Source organism: Escherichia sp. KCJ4928 (assembly GCF_004352695.1).
Lineage (GTDB): Bacteria > Pseudomonadota > Gammaproteobacteria > Enterobacterales > Enterobacteriaceae > ECMA0423.
This window is the reverse complement of the sequence record NZ_SJWV01000082.1, coordinates 1-17,841: the sequence shown is the minus strand read 5'-3', so window position 1 is coordinate 17,841 and position 17,841 is coordinate 1. Positions and strand designations below refer to the sequence as shown.

The 17,841-nt window shown below is 49.4% G+C and carries 15 protein-coding genes; 1 reads left to right on the top strand and 14 read right to left on the bottom strand.

Translation table 11 applies throughout. The features are described from left to right. Positions 1-39: 39 nt before the first annotated feature. The 5 genes from pqiC to rlmKL all read right to left on the bottom strand — a co-directional run bounded on the left by pqiC (position 40) and on the right by rlmKL (position 7,654). Positions 40-603 carry a membrane integrity-associated transporter subunit PqiC gene (gene pqiC, locus E0D98_RS13465; protein ID WP_000759123.1) on the bottom strand — a complete coding sequence of 188 codons (564 nt, stop codon included), beginning with the start codon at positions 601-603 and terminating at the stop codon, positions 40-42. Next, a complete protein-coding gene (gene pqiB, locus E0D98_RS13460; RefSeq protein ID WP_000445533.1) occupies positions 600-2,240 on the bottom strand; it encodes an intermembrane transport protein PqiB in 1,641 nt (546 codons plus the stop codon). The genes pqiC and pqiB overlap by 4 nt, the downstream gene beginning before the upstream one ends. 4 nt (positions 2,241-2,244) lie before the next feature. Beyond that, positions 2,245-3,498 carry a membrane integrity-associated transporter subunit PqiA gene (gene pqiA, locus E0D98_RS13455; RefSeq protein WP_000333176.1) on the bottom strand — a complete coding sequence of 418 codons (1,254 nt, stop codon included), beginning with the start codon at positions 3,496-3,498 and terminating at the stop codon, positions 2,245-2,247. A 129-nt stretch (positions 3,499-3,627) separates the two neighbouring features. After that, a complete protein-coding gene (locus E0D98_RS13450) occupies positions 3,628-5,535 on the bottom strand; it encodes an ABC transporter ATP-binding protein (protein WP_000053089.1) in 1,908 nt (635 codons plus the stop codon). A 10-nt stretch (positions 5,536-5,545) separates the two neighbouring features. After that, on the bottom strand, positions 5,546-7,654 hold the full coding sequence (gene rlmKL, locus E0D98_RS13445) for a bifunctional 23S rRNA (guanine(2069)-N(7))-methyltransferase RlmK/23S rRNA (guanine(2445)-N(2))-methyltransferase RlmL (protein WP_001086549.1): 2,109 nt from the start codon (positions 7,652-7,654) through the stop codon (positions 5,546-5,548). 243 nt (positions 7,655-7,897) lie between these two features. Here rlmKL and ycbX point away from each other — a divergent pair, with 243 nt between their 5' ends. Then, positions 7,898-9,007 (top strand): 6-N-hydroxylaminopurine resistance protein YcbX, encoded by a 1,110-nt coding sequence (gene ycbX / locus E0D98_RS13440; RefSeq protein ID WP_000258205.1) that lies wholly within the window; start codon positions 7,898-7,900, stop codon positions 9,005-9,007. Here the strand turns inward: ycbX and zapC are convergent. The 9 genes from zapC to E0D98_RS13395 form a co-directional block, all read right to left on the bottom strand. Further along, positions 9,004-9,546, bottom strand: a complete 543-nt coding sequence (gene zapC / locus E0D98_RS13435) for a cell division protein ZapC (RefSeq protein ID WP_001295353.1) — start codon at positions 9,544-9,546, stop codon at positions 9,004-9,006. The genes ycbX and zapC overlap by 4 nt on opposite strands. 173 nt (positions 9,547-9,719) lie before the next feature. After that, positions 9,720-10,730: a quinone-dependent dihydroorotate dehydrogenase gene (pyrD, locus tag E0D98_RS13430; protein ID WP_001295352.1), complete on the bottom strand. Its 1,011-nt coding sequence runs from the start codon at positions 10,728-10,730 to the stop codon at positions 9,720-9,722. Positions 10,731-10,840: 110 nt separating this feature from the next. Continuing rightward, a complete protein-coding gene (locus tag E0D98_RS13425; RefSeq protein WP_001111470.1) occupies positions 10,841-11,578 on the bottom strand; it encodes a fimbrial chaperone in 738 nt (245 codons plus the stop codon). After that, positions 11,544-12,059 (bottom strand): fimbrial protein, encoded by a 516-nt coding sequence (locus E0D98_RS13420; RefSeq protein WP_000919489.1) that lies wholly within the window; start codon positions 12,057-12,059, stop codon positions 11,544-11,546. The genes E0D98_RS13425 and E0D98_RS13420 overlap by 35 nt, the downstream gene beginning before the upstream one ends. Positions 12,060-12,066: 7 nt before the next feature. Then, entirely contained in the window at positions 12,067-12,609 is a 543-nt protein-coding gene (locus E0D98_RS13415; protein ID WP_000730614.1) for a fimbrial protein, read from the bottom strand. An 11-nt stretch (positions 12,610-12,620) separates the two neighbouring features. Next, positions 12,621-13,691 carry a fimbrial protein gene (locus E0D98_RS13410; protein WP_001165658.1) on the bottom strand — a complete coding sequence of 357 codons (1,071 nt, stop codon included), beginning with the start codon at positions 13,689-13,691 and terminating at the stop codon, positions 12,621-12,623. Further along, positions 13,682-16,282 (bottom strand): fimbrial biogenesis usher protein, encoded by a 2,601-nt coding sequence (locus tag E0D98_RS13405; RefSeq protein WP_050877198.1) that lies wholly within the window; start codon positions 16,280-16,282, stop codon positions 13,682-13,684. The genes E0D98_RS13410 and E0D98_RS13405 overlap by 10 nt, the downstream gene beginning before the upstream one ends. Before the next feature lie 24 nt (positions 16,283-16,306). After that, positions 16,307-17,008, bottom strand: a complete 702-nt coding sequence (locus E0D98_RS13400; protein ID WP_000845152.1) for a molecular chaperone — start codon at positions 17,006-17,008, stop codon at positions 16,307-16,309. Positions 17,009-17,090: 82 nt separating this feature from the next. Next, positions 17,091-17,633 (bottom strand): fimbrial protein, encoded by a 543-nt coding sequence (locus tag E0D98_RS13395; protein ID WP_000750284.1) that lies wholly within the window; start codon positions 17,631-17,633, stop codon positions 17,091-17,093. Between the last annotated feature and the right edge of the window lie 208 nt (positions 17,634-17,841).

Below are 17,841 nucleotides of genomic sequence, written 5' to 3'. Positions count from 1 at the left end.
CAACATACCGGAGACGGTTATATTTACAAATCTTTATAATTAAGGTAGACGCTTTATCTCTTGCGCAATAGAAGCGGCTTCCTGACTCCAGACACTGGCCAGTACTTTAACCATCTCATCGTAACCATCCTGAGTTTGCACTCCTTCCAGACGGAACGGACGTTTGATCAGTTGTCCCTGGTGGTTCAACAGCCACTCACCACTGACAATGACCTTGCCATCATAGCGACCGTTAAACTCCGTTACGGTAACATTGAGCGTGTCCTGGGCGCTTCCCAGAGGCTGGGAGGCAACCACCCAGCCGGGCAGTTGCGTACTCAGGTTGGCAACCAGGGTGTTGCGCAACTGTTGATCCAACGGGCTGGCCCACAAGTTGTTGTTGGCAATCACATACTTCACATCACTGGTTTGATAAACCACACCATTCCCCGCCAGATAGTCAGGAACAGTGACCTGCTCTACCCATAACAGACGATTGCCCTGGCTGGCGGTACTTTGTGTACCGCTCTGCACCACAGGTAACTGGTAATAGTTTTTATTAATTTCGCCGGAGCTGCATCCGGCCAGCCACAGTGCTGCAATCGTCACTAGCCACTTTTTCATTGTTTCGCCCTCTTCGGCTCTGGATCTTTTTTGTCCTTCGCTTCAAATACCAGCGCGTTACTCTTCTCATTGAGCGTTTTCAGCACCGGTTGCAGTTCTCGCAACACCTGATCAAGGCGCTGCATATCCGCCACCATCTTGTTGTAGGCTGCGGAGCCAGGCTGGAAGCCCTGCATGCTGCGATTCAATTCACGCAACGTTGACTGCATATCCGTCGGCAACTGCTGCATCGACTGGCTAGCGAGGATCTTGTTCATGCTATCCAGCGTCGTTTGCAGGTTTTTCATTGTGCGCTGACTTTCAGAAAGCGTACTGGTTGCCTGTTCAATCATCGGATTCAATGGCAGTTTGTTGATCTTATCCAACGCTTCCATCAGTCGTTGCTGGATTTGCGCCAGGCCGCCGCTAACGGTCGGGATAATCTGATAACCATTAAATTCACGAATACCGGTTATTGCAGGCGTATTTGGATAGAAATCGAGATCAACATACAGTGCACCAGTGACCAGGTTTCCGGTTTTCAGCGATCCGCGTAAACCACGTTTCAACAATTCGCCAAGGTGCTCAACAACATCCGCATTTTCGCCAAGCTGCATTTTCAGCCGCTCTGGCTCGATACGAATCAGTACCGGAATACGGTAATCATCGTTAAATGTCTGACGCATATTCGGCGCAAAGAATGGCACTTTGCTTACGGTACCCAGGCGAATACCCCGGAACTCTACCGGAGCTCCCGGTTGCAGACCGCGTACCGAATCTTTAAAGAACATCAGATAATCAATGTGATCGGTGTACAACGAATCCTGAATGCTCTTCTGATCATCATACAAAACGAAAGCTGTTTTCGGTGCCACTGGCTGCCCTAAATCCAGACCTTCCGGCACATCAAAGCTGACACCGCCACTCAGCAGCGTTGTCAATGAGCCCATCTCCACACGCATCCCTGCTGACGTCAGATCAACCGCAATGCCACTATCTTTCCAGAAGCGAACATTGTTGGTCACCAGTCGGTCATAAGGTGCATTGATGAACAGTTGATAGCTGATATTGCGTTTTTGTGTATCGAAGGTGCTGGTTTCAACCGAACCTACCCGATAGCCACGGAACAGCACCGGATCTCCTGGCGAGAGCTGCCCGGCTTTTTTGCTATCGAGAATCACACGGATACCTTTCGCATCAGGCGGGGCCAACGGTGGCGAGTCCAGCAAATCGTATTTATCCATTTTGCTGCCTTTCGCGCCTGGCTGCAGTTCGATATAAACTCCAGACAGCAGCGTTCCCAGGCCGCTAATCCCTTCGCGACCAATCTGCGGTTTCACCACCCAAAAGACGGTGTCTTTATGCAGCAATTTTTCCATACCGGAATTCAGCCGCGCTTTGATTTCAACGTGCGTCAAATCATCAGCCAGTGTGGCGCTTTCAACCACGCCGACGTCAACGCTACGGCTTTTAATGGTGGTTTTGCCACCTTCAATTCCTTCCGCATTCGCGGTGATCAGGGTCACTTCCGGTCCCTGATGGCTGTAATGATAAAAAAGAACCCAGGCCCCAATGAGCGCCGTGACGATAGGAAATATCCACACGGGAGACCAGTTCTTCACTTTCTGGATTTTGGCTTCCCCATTATTAGATTCCATACTGTCAGGACTCCTCATGCTCTGATTCAGGTTGACGATCCCACGACAAACGCGGGTCAAACGTCATAGCAGAAAACATTGTCATTATGACGACTAAAGCAAACATTAATGCACCCATTGCCGGATAAATACTCATTAAACCTCCCATACGCACCAGCGCCGAGAGCACCGCGATAACGAAAACGTCAATCATCGACCAGCGGCCTACAAACTCAACAACTTCATAAATCAAATGCATTCTTTCACTGTCGCGCTTGCCATGCCCTTTGGCATCCCAACACAGCCACGCGATGGCGATCATCTTTAACGTTGGCACCATAATACTGGCCAGAAAGATCACCGCAGCGACGGGATAAGAGCCTTCGCTCCATAACAGAATGACCCCAGCGAGAATCGTCGACGGCATCTTCGAGCCTAATAAATCCGTCACCATGATGGGCAAAATATTAGCCGGAAGATACAGCATGATGGACGTTACAAGCAGCGCGAGTGTCCACTGCAGGCTGTTTCTACGCCGAACGTACCCTTTGGTACTACAACGCGGGCACACGGGTTCATCAGCAGGAAGGATTGCCGTACAACAGGAGCACGAACGCAGCCCCTGACGTATCCCCGTGACGCCTGGTTTTAGCGGCTGGCGCAGTTCTGGCATCGGGGCGATGTCGTCCCATAACCAGCGACGATCAACGCACTGAAAAGCGCGCAGTTGCAGGACACAAAATAAACACCAGGGGAGAAAGCTGCTGCCTACCCCAATGCTGCCGTAAGCCATCAGTTTAACGAAACTGACCAGCACACCAGCGAGGAAAATCTCCGCCATTCCCCAGGTTTTGAGTTGAAAAAGCACCCGTGCCAGTTGCTCTTTTAAACGGACCGGTAATTCCGCGCGATTCACCAGTAACAGAATGGTTATCAGACAAAACGCGGGAACCAGTTGCACAAACAACAGGAAAAAGGTGCCGAGGCTGGCGTAGTCCTCAGAAAAAAGCACGCCGGGAATTTCCAGTAATGTAATTTCACTGGTAACTCCTGCAACGTTCATATTCACAAAAGGAAACAAGTTGGACAGCAACAGCATGAACAGTGCAGCCAACGCATAGGCGGTGGGACGCTGCCGAGGGGCATCCCACGCCACGGTTAACGTTGTGCCACACCGGGGACATGCCGCTTTCTGACCATGCTCAAGGCGCGGTAACGCCACCAGCATGTCACACTGCGAGCACAGGATGTGCTTCGCGGCATGATGATGTTCGCACATTGGTACTCCTTAATGATGCGCTATTTTACAGATGACTAACAAAGTGTTGGTTTTCATGCCTGATAAACCCAGTTCATCAGGCAATTTTACCGTTGTCAGCTGTCTCTGTTTAAATCGACTATTTTGCGATCAGCCACCATTTTTTAACGCTTCAAGATACTCCCAGCGTTCAAAGGCTTGCTCCAGCTCCTGCTCTGCAGCAGCCATATCGGCGAGCACTTTTTGTGTCTGCTCATGTGGCTGACTGAAGAAGGAAGCATCCGCCACCTGCGTCTGTAGGGCTTCCAGCTTCGCCTCCAGATCTTCGAGCAATTGCGGTAGCTGCTCCAGTTCGCGCTGCAATTTATAGCTTAGTTTGCTACTGCTGCGTTTTACAGTTTCTGCTTTTGCCGCGGCGGCTTCTTCGGTTTTTTTCACCGCAGGCTGTTTGAGCGCCACATACTGCTCTTGCTGACCACGGGCATCATGATAACCGCCGACATAACGACCAATTTTACCGCCGCCTTCGAAGATCCAACATTCTGTAACGGTGTTATCGACAAACTGACGATCGTGGCTAACCAGCAATACCGTGCCCTGATAGCTGTCGATCAGTTCTTCCAGCAGTTCCAGCGTTTCGACATCAAGATCGTTGGTCGGTTCGTCAAGAATCAATAAGTTGCTTGGTTTGAGGAACAAACGCGCCAGCAGCAAGCGGTTCCGCTCACCGCCAGAAAGCGCACGTACCGGCGTCATCGCCCGTTTCGGATGGAACAGAAAGTCCTGCAAATAGCCCAATACGTGGCGTGGCTTGCCGTTAACCATCACCTCTTGCTTACCTTCGGCAAGGTTATCCATCACCGTTTTATCGGGATCCAGTTCCGCGCGGTGCTGATCGAAATAAGCCACTTCCAGTTTGGTGCCAACGTGAATACGCCCGCTGTCCGCTTGAAGCTGACCGAGCATCAGTTTCAGCAGCGTGGTTTTGCCGCACCCATTCGGACCAATCAGGGCAATTTTGTCGCCACGTAGAACCTGGGCCGAAAAATCTTTCACCAGTTGCTTACCGTCAACCTGGTAGCAAACGTCTTCCATTTCGAAAACGATCTTACCGGAGCGGCTGGCCTCTTCCACCTGCATCTTTGCGGTACCCATCACTTCGCGACGTTCACCACGCTCGCGACGCATCGCTTTCAGGGCGCGTACGCGGCCTTCATTACGGGTACGGCGTGCTTTGATCCCCTGGCGGATCCACACCTCTTCCTGCGCCAGTTTGCGATCGAACTCGGCATTTTGTAATTCTTCCACGCGCAGGGCTTCTTCTTTTTCCAGCAGGTACTGGTCGTAATTCCCTGGATAGGTCACCAGCTTGCCGCGATCGAGATCAACAATGCGCGTCGCCATATTGCGGATAAACGAACGGTCGTGGGAGATGAAAATAATCGTCCCGTTGAAAGTTTTCAAAAACCCTTCCAGCCAGTCGATGGTTTCAATATCCAGGTGGTTTGTCGGTTCATCAAGCAACAGCACGCGCGGATTACTCACCAGCGCGCGTCCTAATGCCGCTTTACGCAACCAGCCGCCGGAAAGCGACGACAGCGCAACGTTAGGATCTAACCCCAGTTGCGCCAGCACTTCGTTGATGCGGTTTTCCAGCTGCCACAGGTTGTGGTGATCCAGCTGTTCCTGAACCTTCGCCAGTTCGTTGAGATTTTTCTCGCTCGGGTCGTTCATCACCAGGCGCGAAATATCGTGATAGCGTTTCAGATATTCCGCTTGTTCTTCAATGCCTTCGGCAACGAAATCATAAACGCTACCCTCAACGTTACGCGGCGGATCCTGTTGCAGACGAGCTACAATCAAATCTTGCTCGTAAATAATGCGACCGTCATCCAGCCCTTGTTCACGGTTGAGGATTTTCATTAACGTCGATTTGCCCGCGCCGTTGCGGCCCACCAGACAAACACGTTCGTTATCTTCGATATGCAGTTCTGCGTTATCGAGAAGCGGCGCGTCGCTGAACGACAGCCATGCGCCATGCATACTGATTAATGACATTACTATTCCTTTAGGCTGCGGTAATCAGCCAGCAGTTGTGGATCTGGCGGTTACGGGCGAAATCCTGGGAGAGCGTTTTTTGCGTAATTTCTTGTGCTTTCAGTCCCAGTTTTGCCAGGCCGTCGAGATCCATACGGAAGCCACGTTTATTGTTCGAGAACATGATCGTCCCACCTGCACGCAGCAGACGTTTCAAATCTTTCATCAGCGCCAGATGATCGCGCTGAACATCAAACGCATCTTCCATTCGTTTTGAGTTAGAGAAGGTTGGCGGATCGATAAAGATCAGATCGAACTGTTCATTTGCCTCACGCAGCCACGCCAGGCAATCGGCCTGAATCAGGCGATGCGCACGCCCGGTCAGGCCATTCAAACGCAGGTTGCGTTCTGCCCACTCCAGATAAGTACGCGACATATCCACGGTGGTGGTGCTGCGTGCACCGCCTAATCCCGCATGCACGGTGGCGCTGCCGGTATAAGAGAACAGGTTGAGGAAATCTTTGCCTTTGCTCATCTGACCGAGCATACGACGGGCGATACGGTGATCGAGAAACAGACCGGTATCGAGGTAATCCGTCAGGTTCACCAACAAGTGAGCGTTATATTCGGTAACTTCAAGAAACTCGCCCTTCTCGCCCAGTTTCTGGTACTGATTTTTGCCCTTCTGGCGTTCACGGGTTTTCAGCACCAGTTTGTTTGGCGCAATCCCCAGTACCGAAATGGTTGCAGCGATAATATCGAACAGACGCTGACGCGCTTTGTGAGCATCAATAGTTTTTGGCGGCGCATACTCCTGCACCACCACCCAGTCGGCATAACGGTCAACGGCAACGTTATATTCCGGTAGATCGGCGTCATACAGGCGGTAACATTCAATTCCTTCCTGGCGAGCCCACTTCTCGAATTTTTTGAGGTTCTTACGCAGGCGGTTGGCGTAGTCTTCCGCTACCATCGCCGGTTTGCTGTCTGGAGTGCTTTCGGCAACGTGGTAATTTTTCTGTACGCAGTCCAGCGGGCCGTTTTTCGCCTTGTACTGTTTGTCTGCACGCAGCTGCAAGCAGCTTAGCAGATCCGGCGAGGCACTAAACAAAGAGAGATTCCAGCCACCAAACTGGTTTTTCATGATCCGACCCAGCAGGCTATGCAGCGCAATCAGCGCCGGTTCGCTGTCCAGACGTTCCCCGTATGGCGGGTTGCTCAACACTGTGCCGTACGGCCCTTTCGGCAGCGGATTGGTCAGTTGCGCGACATCTTTCACCTCAAAGGTGATCAGTTCACCAATCCCCGCAAGACGGGCGTTAGTGCGCGCACGTTGAATCACCCGTGCGTCGCTGTCCGAACCGTAAAAATGAGAGCTATACTCAGCCAGGCCTTTACGGGCACGAGTTTGCGCTTCCGCTTTCACTTCCTGCCAGATATCTTCATCATGCTGCACCCAGCCGCTAAAGCCCCAACGCCCACGGTGCAAGCCTGGTGCGCGATCGGTCGCTAGCATCGCCGCTTCAATCAGCAACGTACCGGAACCACACATCGGATCGAGCAGCGGTGTTCCTGGCTGCCAGCCGGATCGCATCACAATAGCGGCTGCCAGGGTTTCTTTGATCGGCGCAATACCAGCACGATCGCGATAGCCACGCAGATGTAAACCATCACCACTCAGATCAAGAGCGATACTGGCGGTTTCTTTATGCAGCCAGACGTTAACGCGGATATCCGGCGCATCGCGATCAACATTTGGACGCGGCAGATTTTTCCGCGTGAAAGCATCGACGATCGCGTCTTTCACTTTCATCGCGCCGTACTGACTGTTGCGGATGGTGTCATTCAAACCACTGAAGTGGACAGCGAAGGTCGCGCCAGGATTAAACATCTCTGTCCAGTTGATCGCCTGAACACCGAGATAGAGGTCTAAATCGCTGTAAACCTTACACTCGCCCAGCGGCAACATAATACGCGAGGCCAGGCGGCTCCACATCAGGCTCTGGTAAACAAGCCGTGTGTCGCCCTTGAAATGGACCCCACCCTGAACCACCTGGCATTCAACGGCCCCCAGGTTTTCCAGTTCAGTTTTTAACAGCTCTTCCAGCCCACGGGCCGTACTGGCAAACAGAGAATTCATATCGTCACTTTTGCTCTAAGAGCCTACCGCAGTAGGCGTAATTGTTGCAGTCAGTCTGGACATGGACAGCGCGGAGAAACCGGAGCGTACACAAGTACGTGAGGATTTCGAGCACAACCCAGGGCCAAACTGACAAATAAAATAGCCTAATGGGACAGGCGCTAAGAAAATTGTTGCGCATTATAGCTAATAAGCGCGTCATGTCATAAAGTTGAGGGCTTATTTTCATTTGAGGACCGCACCGTGGTGACATTAACCCGGCTTTTTATTCATCCTGTTAAATCGATGCGCGGCATTGGTCTTACACATGCTCTGGCTGATGTCAGTGGTCTGGCCTTCGATCGCATCTTTATGATCACGGAACCTGACGGTACGTTTATTACCGCTCGCCAGTTTCCCCAGATGGTACGGTTTACTCCTTCACCTGTGCATGATGGCTTGCATCTCACCGCACCAGATGGCAGTAGCGCATATGTTCGTTTTGCTGATTTCGCCACACAAGACGCACCAACCGAAGTTTGGGGCACACATTTTACCGCGCGAATTGCGCCAGACGCGATCAACAAATGGCTAAGTGGATTTTTCTCCCGCGAAGTGCAATTACGCTGGGTGGGGCCACAAATGACCCGGCGCGTGAAACGCCACAACACTGTACCCCTGTCATTTGCTGATGGCTATCCTTACCTTCTTGCTAACGAAGCCTCGTTACGTGATCTCCAACAACGTTGTCCGGCCAGTGTAAAAATGGAGCAATTCCGCCCCAATCTGGTGGTTTCCGGCGCGTCAGCCTGGGAAGAAGATAGCTGGAAAGTGATTCGCATTGGTGATGTGGTGTTTGATGTGGTTAAACCTTGTAGCCGCTGTATTTTCACCACCGTCAGCCCAGAAAAAGGGCAAAAACATCCGGCAGGCGAACCATTAAAAACATTGCAATCTTTCCGCACTGCCCAGGATAACGGCGATGTCGATTTTGGTCAGAATTTAATTGCCCGTAATAGCGGCGTGATTCGCGTTGGCGATGAGGTGGAAATTCTGGCAACGGCTCCGGCAAAAATTTACGGCGCAGCTGCCGCTGATGATACCGCCAACATCACGCAACAACCGGACGCAAATGTAGATATTGACTGGCAGGGACAGGCATTTCGTGGAAATAACCAACAGGTGTTGCTGGAGCAATTAGAAAATCAGGGAATTCGTATCCCTTATTCTTGCCGCGCGGGCATTTGTGGAAGTTGCCGTGTTCAGCTTTTAGAAGGCGAAGTCACGCCGCTGAAAAAATCAGCAATGGGCGATGATGGCACCATTCTTTGCTGTAGCTGTGTACCGAAGACTGCACTTAAGTTGGCGCGTTAGACAGCCTGTTCGAGGCTGAAGCTGTCAACATTAACCTGCGGTTTCAGCCTGTCGTTCATGATTTTAATGGCGTCGCCCAACTGCATCGCGCGACCCGCAATAACAACGCAGGGTTGTGCCAGCAGGCATAGTGCGGCATTTTCGCCAGATTCAACGACCAGCAAATTGACCTGCTCGTGAGTATCGCTCAACCAAACGCAGGCCGCATCGCCCGGCATGGGCACCCACATTTCACCATGGGAAACAAAATGCCAGCTTTTCGGCATTTGCGGTTTGAGATAGCGAATTGCTACCAGTGCATTCAGCACCAGTTCGGCTTTTTGTTCTTTAGATAAATTAAAATCGCGGCACTTTTCTTCAAAAGAGAAATAGAGCGCGGCGTCGTCAACGCAAAAGCCTGCGGGAGAAAAGGCATCTGGAGTCAACATCTTGCGCGCAAAACGTGAGCGAAATAGCATACCATTGGCTAAATCGAGCATCATTCGATCGTGCTCTTCATCGTAATACCAACGCCAGTTATCGTCTGGTTTAATTCGCATCTGCCTCTCCCCTACCCTATAAAACCGCAGCAACACAATCCATTGTCGCTTCGCTTAATAACCTCAACAATAAAAGTACAAAATGTCTAAATAAGCAACAGCGATGAATATAAAACAACCAGGGCTGAAAATAAAGCCCTGATTATCTTATAAAGAGGAATTCGAAGAAATAATTAGATATGGGTAACGATTTCTTTAATCAGCGGCGGACCTTTAAAAATAAAACCAGAATAAATTTGCACCAGTGAGGCACCCGCAGCAATCTTTTCACGCGCAGCGATAACCGAGTCGATGCCGCCAACACCGATGATCGGTAAGCGACCGTTTAATTCCAGTGACAAGCGGCGAATAATTTCGGTGCTTTTTAACTGAAGCGGACGACCACTTAAGCCACCGGTTTGATCGCAATTTTTCATTCCCTGAACAAGAGAACGATCGAGTGTGGTATTGGTTGCAATAACGCCATCAATATTATGGCGAACTAAACTATCGGCAACCTGGATCAATTCTTCTTCAGAAAGATCCGGCGCGATCTTCACTGCGATCGGCACATATTTATGGTGCATCGCTTGCAAATCATTTTGCTTATTTTTAATCGCGGTTAAGAGATCATCCAGCGCTTCACCATATTGCAGCGTGCGTAATCCTGGGGTATTCGGCGATGAAATATTGATGGCGATATATCCCGCATAGGCATAGATTTTTTCCATACAAATCAGATAGTCATCTTTGCCCTGCTCCACTGGCGTATCTTTATTTTTGCCGATGTTAATACCCAGGACGCCGTCATAATGGGCCTTTTTTACGTTCTCTACGAGGTTATCAACGCCAAGATTATTAAAGCCCATACGGTTGATCAAACCTTCGGCATCTACCAGACGAAAGAGACGCGGCTTGTCATTACCTGGCTGTGGACGTGGCGTGACGGTACCGATCTCGATCGATCCAAATCCCATCGCGCCTAACGCGTCAATGCACTCCCCGTCTTTATCAAGACCGGCTGCCAGACCAAGCGGATTTTTAAACGTCAGGCCCATGCAGTTAACAGGTTTCGCAGGCACTTTCTGCCGCACCAGTGCTTCAAACGGCGTTCCTGTAATACGGCGTAATTGCTGAAAAGTAAACTCATGAGCGCGCTCTGGATCGAGCTGGAAAAGGGCTTTACGAACGAAGGGGTAGTACATGAACTCTCCTGGATTCCCGGTGTGCAAACCGGGGGCGTATTATGTGCGAGTTCGGACCAAAAGGGAATTGACCTGCGGCAAAAAAAACGCAAACGTTTTCCGAACCTGTTTCAGGGCAGATTTTGCTCCTTCTTTGCACTCAACCCGCCGTAATCATTTATCGCCCGCCAGGCGACATGACACGGTGCGATTGCCTGACACCAGCTTGTCTGACGCTGGCTTTTAGGCGGCACAACTCCCGCATTACTTAACGCTTTACCATTTACGCTCAACTGAATCAGGTTAATGTAGTAAGGCGTTGGGTTAGTGAGTTGTACACCCTGCGAATTCCGTGTCCAGCGTAATTGTTGATAAGCTTCCAGCGGGTCGCCCGGCAAACCTTCGGGTCGCCAGAACAGTTTAAATACCGAGCGCATCGCCACTTTTACGCTCTGATTTTCAACTTTGCCGGATGGCACGCTGGCAATGCTTAACTCAAATAGCGTTTCGCGATCCACAGGCAAGATGTCGCTTTCCGTTCTCAGCAAGCGCAACGTGCCTGTAGTACCGGGCTTCAGGAGAATAAGTGGCGGAGCGGCCAGTAATGGTGCTGGCACTGTCGACGCTTCCCCCCCGGCCCAACGCGTTGGGCGGTTGATTTTACTGTTAATAAGCCAGGATTCCTGACTGGTATTAGTCAGTAAAATAGATATCGATTCTCTGTCTGCCGGAAAGATAAATCGCGTTCCGCCGACCACCACTCCTGCCCGCAATTCACCCGCCACCAGCAGCGATAAAACGGCGAAAATCAAGAGCGCCAATCTGTTCCACGTATTAGTCATAATGAAGTACAAATGTCGCGCTGGCATTCACTTTACCCGACTGCACATCGCTATTGACAGGTCGCAATTGCGCATAAAAAGTTAATGGCACCTTACCGCTATGTAGGCTGTAGTCTTTACTCGCCTGGTTAAGCGGAATCAATATCTTCGCATCATCCAGAATCGCAATTGCCAGCCCGCTGGCTGCATCCGTACCACTTTCAATGGACAGCATTTCGCTCTGCACTCCGTCGGGGGTTCCTGAAAAGGTGACGTCAACCGTGCTGACATCTGTTCCGCAATCCTGCAAATTAATGATGAAAGATTTCTCCGGGCCATAATTCCCATGAAAAAAACGTGTCAGCGAGACATCGCCTAACTGCACATTGATTTGCTTGCTATCCTGTGCCAGCACGCATGTATTACGGCGAAACGATCCGCTAATGTTGACTGTGCCATCATGGGCAAATAGCTCACAGCCCCCCGTTAATCCCAGTAAGAACAGAATCCAGATTATCCGTTTCAACATCACTCCTTCACTGGTAAACCAGATCAAAATAGAGAACCGCCGTCGCATTACCGCCCGTTGCTCCCGCCTTTGTGGACTTATAACGAAGTTGATATTTGAGTGTGTTATCCCCGGCTTTTAAGGGCGTAAGAGGCTGGACCTGATTGAGCGGGATTTCTTGCTGACTTTGCGCATCAAGAATTTGCACGGCAATCCCCGTTGCCATACCACCGCTTCCGCCTGTGTCAGTTAGTTTGAGCAGTGTCGGCGCAAGGGTGTCAGCCTCGCCGCTAAAAAGGACGTCCGCGCCAGTAATACCAGCGGCACAACCGGTGATATCGATATTCAAATCAGCAGCAGTGCTTACGGTATTCGCGGCCTGAAAATCACTGATATTAAAATCACCAATATGAATATTTTGTAATGCACTTTTGGTGGCGACATCACAGCCCTGATCGACCACATTCCCATAAATATGCATACTAACTTGTTCAGGCCCAGCCATCCCGACATGGATGTTAAGAATGCTAAAGAACAAGATAACGCACTGAAATATCGTTTTTTTCTTCATACGTTCACGCGTTAATCAAAATTTATTCTCACCGTTGCCGTGGCTTCAAATCGCCCGGTTTCTGGTGGTACACCTGTCGTGCTGACTGGATAGACATTCATTCGCGCGATACTGTCTGCATCATCAGGAATAGAGAGCGGTAATGTTCCACCAGCAGGGGAAATAATGTTGTTCTGGCTATCGGTCACCACCACGCCCACGCCAGGACGTGACGTCTTAATCGCCTGGGGATAGCTGGGGTCTGTGGTTGCCGTCAGACTCAGGTTGACGTTAACTAACCCCGCGTTTCCCGTGTTACACCTGACTGGAATTGCGAGTTCTGCCGTTCTGGCCCCAAGGGGTTTATGCCCTACAACACGAAAGTTAGCCGCAAATACGTCGCCCAGATCGACCTCGATAGTCTCTCCGGCATTGACGGAACATGAGCCAAGTGAATTGATCGTACCAGACAGGTAATACACTAAAACCGATGTACCTGTAGTCGTGCAGGAATCACCTGCGGGTATGTTGTAGCATTCAAATAATCGCGCCAGCGCCATAGGAGGAATGACGACCGAACCAACGAACGGCTGCAATATTTTCAGGGAAAAGCTACCGCTATTACCGCTAGCCCCCTGGCCACCTAAACGTTGACCGCCGGGATCGCAAATATGCCATCGTGTATCTGCCCCTGTGCCCACGTTTTCGAAAGGAACCGCAGTAGGAGAACTGCCTTTAACCTGCAATAAAACTTTGGCGGCAAGATAGTCATTAATTTTGTACCAGTTGTCGCCTAAATAGACTAACGGTGAATCCGCGGCGAATGCCCATCGGCCACTTCTGACATTGTCTTTATCGCAATCACAGGAAACATAATAATCATTCGATTCGTTCCACTGATAAAATTTGTCTTTAACTACTCCAGCCGTATTTTCTTCTTCCTCCAGGGTTTTAACGCCAAAATTGACGCCAATATACGGATTCCCCTGAGTGGTATGACACTGCCCGCTATAAGCAGCAGTTTGAGCGCACCATAGCATTAAGACGGCGGCAAAAAATAGTCGTAGTAATAACACGCATTTTTCTCCAAAGATTATCTGCATATGGCATCCATTCGCGTAATCGCAGAGTTAATTTGTTGTTCGGTAAGCTGGTAACTGATATGACAAATTTGATCGGGAGCTTCGCCCCAGCGTACAGTTATCGCTCCCTGAGCGGGCAAACCGGACATATAGAGCGAGCCATCATCATCAATAATGCCGCTATTAGTCTGTATGCCGTCCAGCGTCGCTATCGCGCCAAAACGCAGCGGTATACCCTGCTTTGATGTTTTCATTAATACCCTTGCTCCCGCATGGGCATTGAACTCCGCCAGAACCAACGCCCCTTTGGTGGGAACCACGTTGACTACTGCATTTTCAAGATCCACGTTACGTTTTAACGATGCCGCATCAAGTGCGATTCGATTTTCCCGATAAGAAGTGGCATAGGGGACAACGGTATATCCGCGCCAGTCAGTTTTCAGCCCGGTGCTGTTCGCCACACGAGTATTCTCTGCGCCTGGTGCTGCAATCAGCACGTTAGTTTCCCCCAGCGATTGCCCCAGGGTAATGCCCTGTGAATGGGCAACTAAACTGCCTGAAAGAGCGTAGTTCAGTTGTTGTTGACTGCCGTTATCGCTGTAGTTGTAGCCCACTCGGGCATCTGCAAACGCCCCTTTGTAGTCCATGCTGGCGCTACCATTAGCCGCTTTCCCCTCGCTGTTATATCCCTGTTGCACGCTGTAGCTCAGGTTACCGTCATCGAGTAGTGTCTCCGTTAAACCCAGGTTTTGTGTAATGTGCCCTTCGTTATCGATACTGGTGTTAGAGGTCATCCAGGCGTAATTTTTTTTCCTGGTATAGCTATCATTACTTCTGGGGAGCAACAGATTGAGCGGCAGGGAAAAATTTAGTGCAAACACCTGATCAGCATCAGGTTGACCACGGGACTTACTGTAGTTCCAGGAAACCCCCAGCGAGAGATCTTTAATTTGCGTGTTGTAGCCAAACTGTAATAGCCGATCCTGTTGATCGGTATGCCAGTAAGTTTGCTGGCTACCACTTAAATAAAACGAACCGTACTCGCCTAATTGCTGGGAGATATTGACCTGCAGTTTGCCACGTTTGGTGTAAAACAAATTGTAATAACGCGACCACATCGGCGTATCTTCATCATCACCGTCATTAAATTCGTAGCCATCCATATGTTTATACATGGTGTCGGAAAGGGTGTAGAAACCCGACGTCGAATAGCGATAGCCCATCAATTGAAAATTAGTGCCCAATTGGTTGAGCGTTTTGGCATACAGAAAACGATATGACTGACCTTTATGTTCGCTTTGGTCTGCCAGCGTACTCTTCGCCTGGGTCGCATCGAACGAAATTGCTCCGAAATCGCCAAGGTTAAATCCCAGACCAAACATGGCGGCACGGTAATATTCAGCATATTGTCCACCACCATACCATGTCGTTCCCCACGGTCCGCCCCACTGCAACGTGGCCTGGGCAAATTTGCTCTCCTGCTGTTCATTACTATTGGTTCTGTATTTCGCCAGTGTCACCGCGTATTTGATTCGCCCCTGACGCTGGAGTAATGGCACGCTGGAAAACGGTACGCTGTAGCTATTGACGCTGCCGTCCGCTTCTTTGATTTCAACTAACAAATCACCGCTCGACGACGTGGAATAGAGATCACTAATTTCAAAAGCACCAGGCGATACATAAGTTTGGTAAATGGTGTAACCATTTTGCTTAATCGTTATCTGGGCATTGCTTTTGGCGATACCACGCACCACAGGCGCAAACCCTTTCAGGCTGTCTGGCAGCATGTTGTCATCTGACGCCAGCTGCACACCACGAAAGCTGACACTATCGAAAAAATCGCCTGCAGTATAATCATCACCTACGGTCAGTTCGCCTTTTAGTGGAATAACCGCCCGCTGCAAATAGCTGCTGAGATTCTTCCATTCTGCGGTTTGGCCACTACTGCGACTCCATGTTGAATTGTTGCGCAATCTCCATGGGCCTAAATTAACGCCACTGTTTAAATTCAGAAAATAGCTGTCGCCAGAATCACTGTCTGCGCTGCTATGAATACTGTTAGCCCCGCTAAACGAATATCCCAGTAATAGCGCGTTGATCCCTTCATCCCAACGTTCAGGGGGGACATAACCACGGGCATTACTTTTGATGGCGATTTGCGGTACTGAAATTTCCAGACGGAGTTTATTCACATTAAACGTTACGCTGGCATCCGGAATAATCTCCGCCAATGGCACACACGCTTGTTTGTCCAGTTGTTTAAAAGCCGGAAACGCATCAGTATTAACACCCATTGCATCCAGGCTTTCAGTCGTCAAACAGGCGGCAATCCCCTTCTCTGGCGTTATCTCAACAAAATTGACGGTGCGCGTATCTACAATTGTCTGATTCAGAACAATATCGACACGATAAACCCCTGGCGTTATTTTTTGTCCTTTTTCGAAACGAGACAAATCGGCCACCATTGAGGGATCATCTTTGAAAAAAGCAGGATCGAACCAGGTTTCAGCTTGTGCATTGAACGCTGCCGACACAAACACCACCAGCCCACCAATAAACGATGGCACTCCACCAGAGCTTAACAGGCTGTGTTGTCGATGAGTTCTATACATCTCGCTCTCTTAACTGAAGACGGCTTACGATTTACAGTTGAGTTGCGGCGTTTCCGCCCCGTAGTCATTGATGGTTCGATACGTTACGCTGCTATTTTTGGCCCCCTTTGGCAGAGAAAATTGGTATTTATCAAAGGGGGAAATCATTTGATTTTTAACTACTTTTCCACCTATTTTCAGGTCTGTCAGGGTAATGAAATAAGGTGTTGGGTTACTGACCGTAACCATGTCAGCTGACGAAGTGCAACGCAGTTTCGCCGGAGCCTCGCCTAAGGGATACGCTAAACCTTTTGGTCGCCAGAAAAGTTTGATGACGCTTTGTGTGGCAATCTTCAGGGTATTTCCCTCTTCCCGCTTCGTTGTTGAAGGGACTGCCCGTACGCTAGTGAAGAAAAGGGTTTCTCTGTCTTTCGCCAACGGCGCACCAATGTACATAATGCGTAACAGATTCTCATTAGCCGGATTCAGCACAAATAGCGGTGGTGTAATAATAAAATCTGCTGATTTTTTATTATCTGGGGTCATCACCCATGACTGAATAAGATAAGGAACATCCGGACTGGTGTTACGTACACCCAGTGAAATTTGCTCTTCACCTTCTGAATAAACAAGACGTGTTGCTGCAAGTCCAATCCCGCCTTTACCTGCCGCCCATGCGGATGAGCAGCTGAGTAATATTGCCGTTAAACTTACGGTCACAATTCCCTTTGTTATGCAAGTTTTCATAAATAGTCACTCTTAAAAAATATGAATATCCCCTCCAGAACACTAGAGGGGTACTAATTAATAAAACAATTAATGAGTTCTATTAATAATAGTTAATATGGAAATTTGTTACCGCATTCACATTACCAGAAGTCGCTTTCCCCGTAGCGATATAATCAACTTTAAAGGTCACTGTTTGCTCAGCAGAATCCGCTAACTGAATATTCGACGTTTCGGTACCGGGAGTTACCGATGTAGAACCATCTGGCAGATACATTTGTAGAGCAACATTCGTCGCTGCATCGGTGGTAGCCTGGTTGGCAAATGCTGTAGGTTGCACGCCGTCAGCCGTACCACTAAAGGTAAACGTCGCATTTTTAGTTACAGTAACATCACAGCCTTCTAAGGCAATTGGTACATCAGTTTTAACGCCAGAGACTGCTCCATTAGTTTGCAACTTGGTGGCGCTGACATTTGGCAATGTGACTACTGAATCTTTCGTCGCAGCTACCAGGGTACAAGCTGGAGCAATAACTTTACCATTAAATGTTACTTTGCCATCCGTGATAGCATTATCATCAGCTGCCATAACGCTGGACGTTGCACATACCACAGTTATAAACGCCGTCAATACACTTTTTTTCATCGTCATCATCCTGATCTCTTCGTAAATATGATAATGCCTTTAAATGACATTAGACTTAATAATAACAATAATTGACCGCCATTTAAATCAAGCATACTAAATCCAATAAGTGACAAATCTTTAATTTATAGATTTCATGAATATTTAAATATTAACTGAACGAGTAATTCATTGATTCAACATCTAATGACTATCCAACAAATAAATA

Coding starts and splice junctions, on each gene's coding strand:
- E0D98_RS13420 (WP_000919489.1), bottom strand. CDS start 12,059: ATGTTGAAACGGATAATCTGGATTCTGTTCTTACTGGGATTAACGGGG.
- E0D98_RS13395 (WP_000750284.1), bottom strand. CDS start 17,633: ATGAAAAAAAGTGTATTGACGGCGTTTATAACTGTGGTATGTGCAACG.
- E0D98_RS13405 (WP_050877198.1), bottom strand. CDS start 16,282: ATGTATAGAACTCATCGACAACACAGCCTGTTAAGCTCTGGTGGAGTG.
- E0D98_RS13415 (WP_000730614.1), bottom strand. CDS start 12,609: ATGAAGAAAAAAACGATATTTCAGTGCGTTATCTTGTTCTTTAGCATT.
- pqiC (WP_000759123.1), bottom strand. CDS start 603: ATGAAAAAGTGGCTAGTGACGATTGCAGCACTGTGGCTGGCCGGATGC.
- pqiB (WP_000445533.1), bottom strand. CDS start 2,240: ATGGAATCTAATAATGGGGAAGCCAAAATCCAGAAAGTGAAGAACTGG.
- rlmKL (WP_001086549.1), bottom strand. CDS start 7,654: ATGAATTCTCTGTTTGCCAGTACGGCCCGTGGGCTGGAAGAGCTGTTA.
- zapC (WP_001295353.1), bottom strand. CDS start 9,546: ATGCGAATTAAACCAGACGATAACTGGCGTTGGTATTACGATGAAGAG.
- E0D98_RS13400 (WP_000845152.1), bottom strand. CDS start 17,008: ATGAAAACTTGCATAACAAAGGGAATTGTGACCGTAAGTTTAACGGCA.
- E0D98_RS13410 (WP_001165658.1), bottom strand. CDS start 13,691: ATGCAGATAATCTTTGGAGAAAAATGCGTGTTATTACTACGACTATTT.
- pqiA (WP_000333176.1), bottom strand. CDS start 3,498: ATGTGCGAACATCATCATGCCGCGAAGCACATCCTGTGCTCGCAGTGT.
- E0D98_RS13450 (WP_000053089.1), bottom strand. CDS start 5,535: ATGTCATTAATCAGTATGCATGGCGCATGGCTGTCGTTCAGCGACGCG.
- E0D98_RS13425 (WP_001111470.1), bottom strand. CDS start 11,578: ATGCCAGCGCGACATTTGTACTTCATTATGACTAATACGTGGAACAGA.
- pyrD (WP_001295352.1), bottom strand. CDS start 10,730: ATGTACTACCCCTTCGTTCGTAAAGCCCTTTTCCAGCTCGATCCAGAG.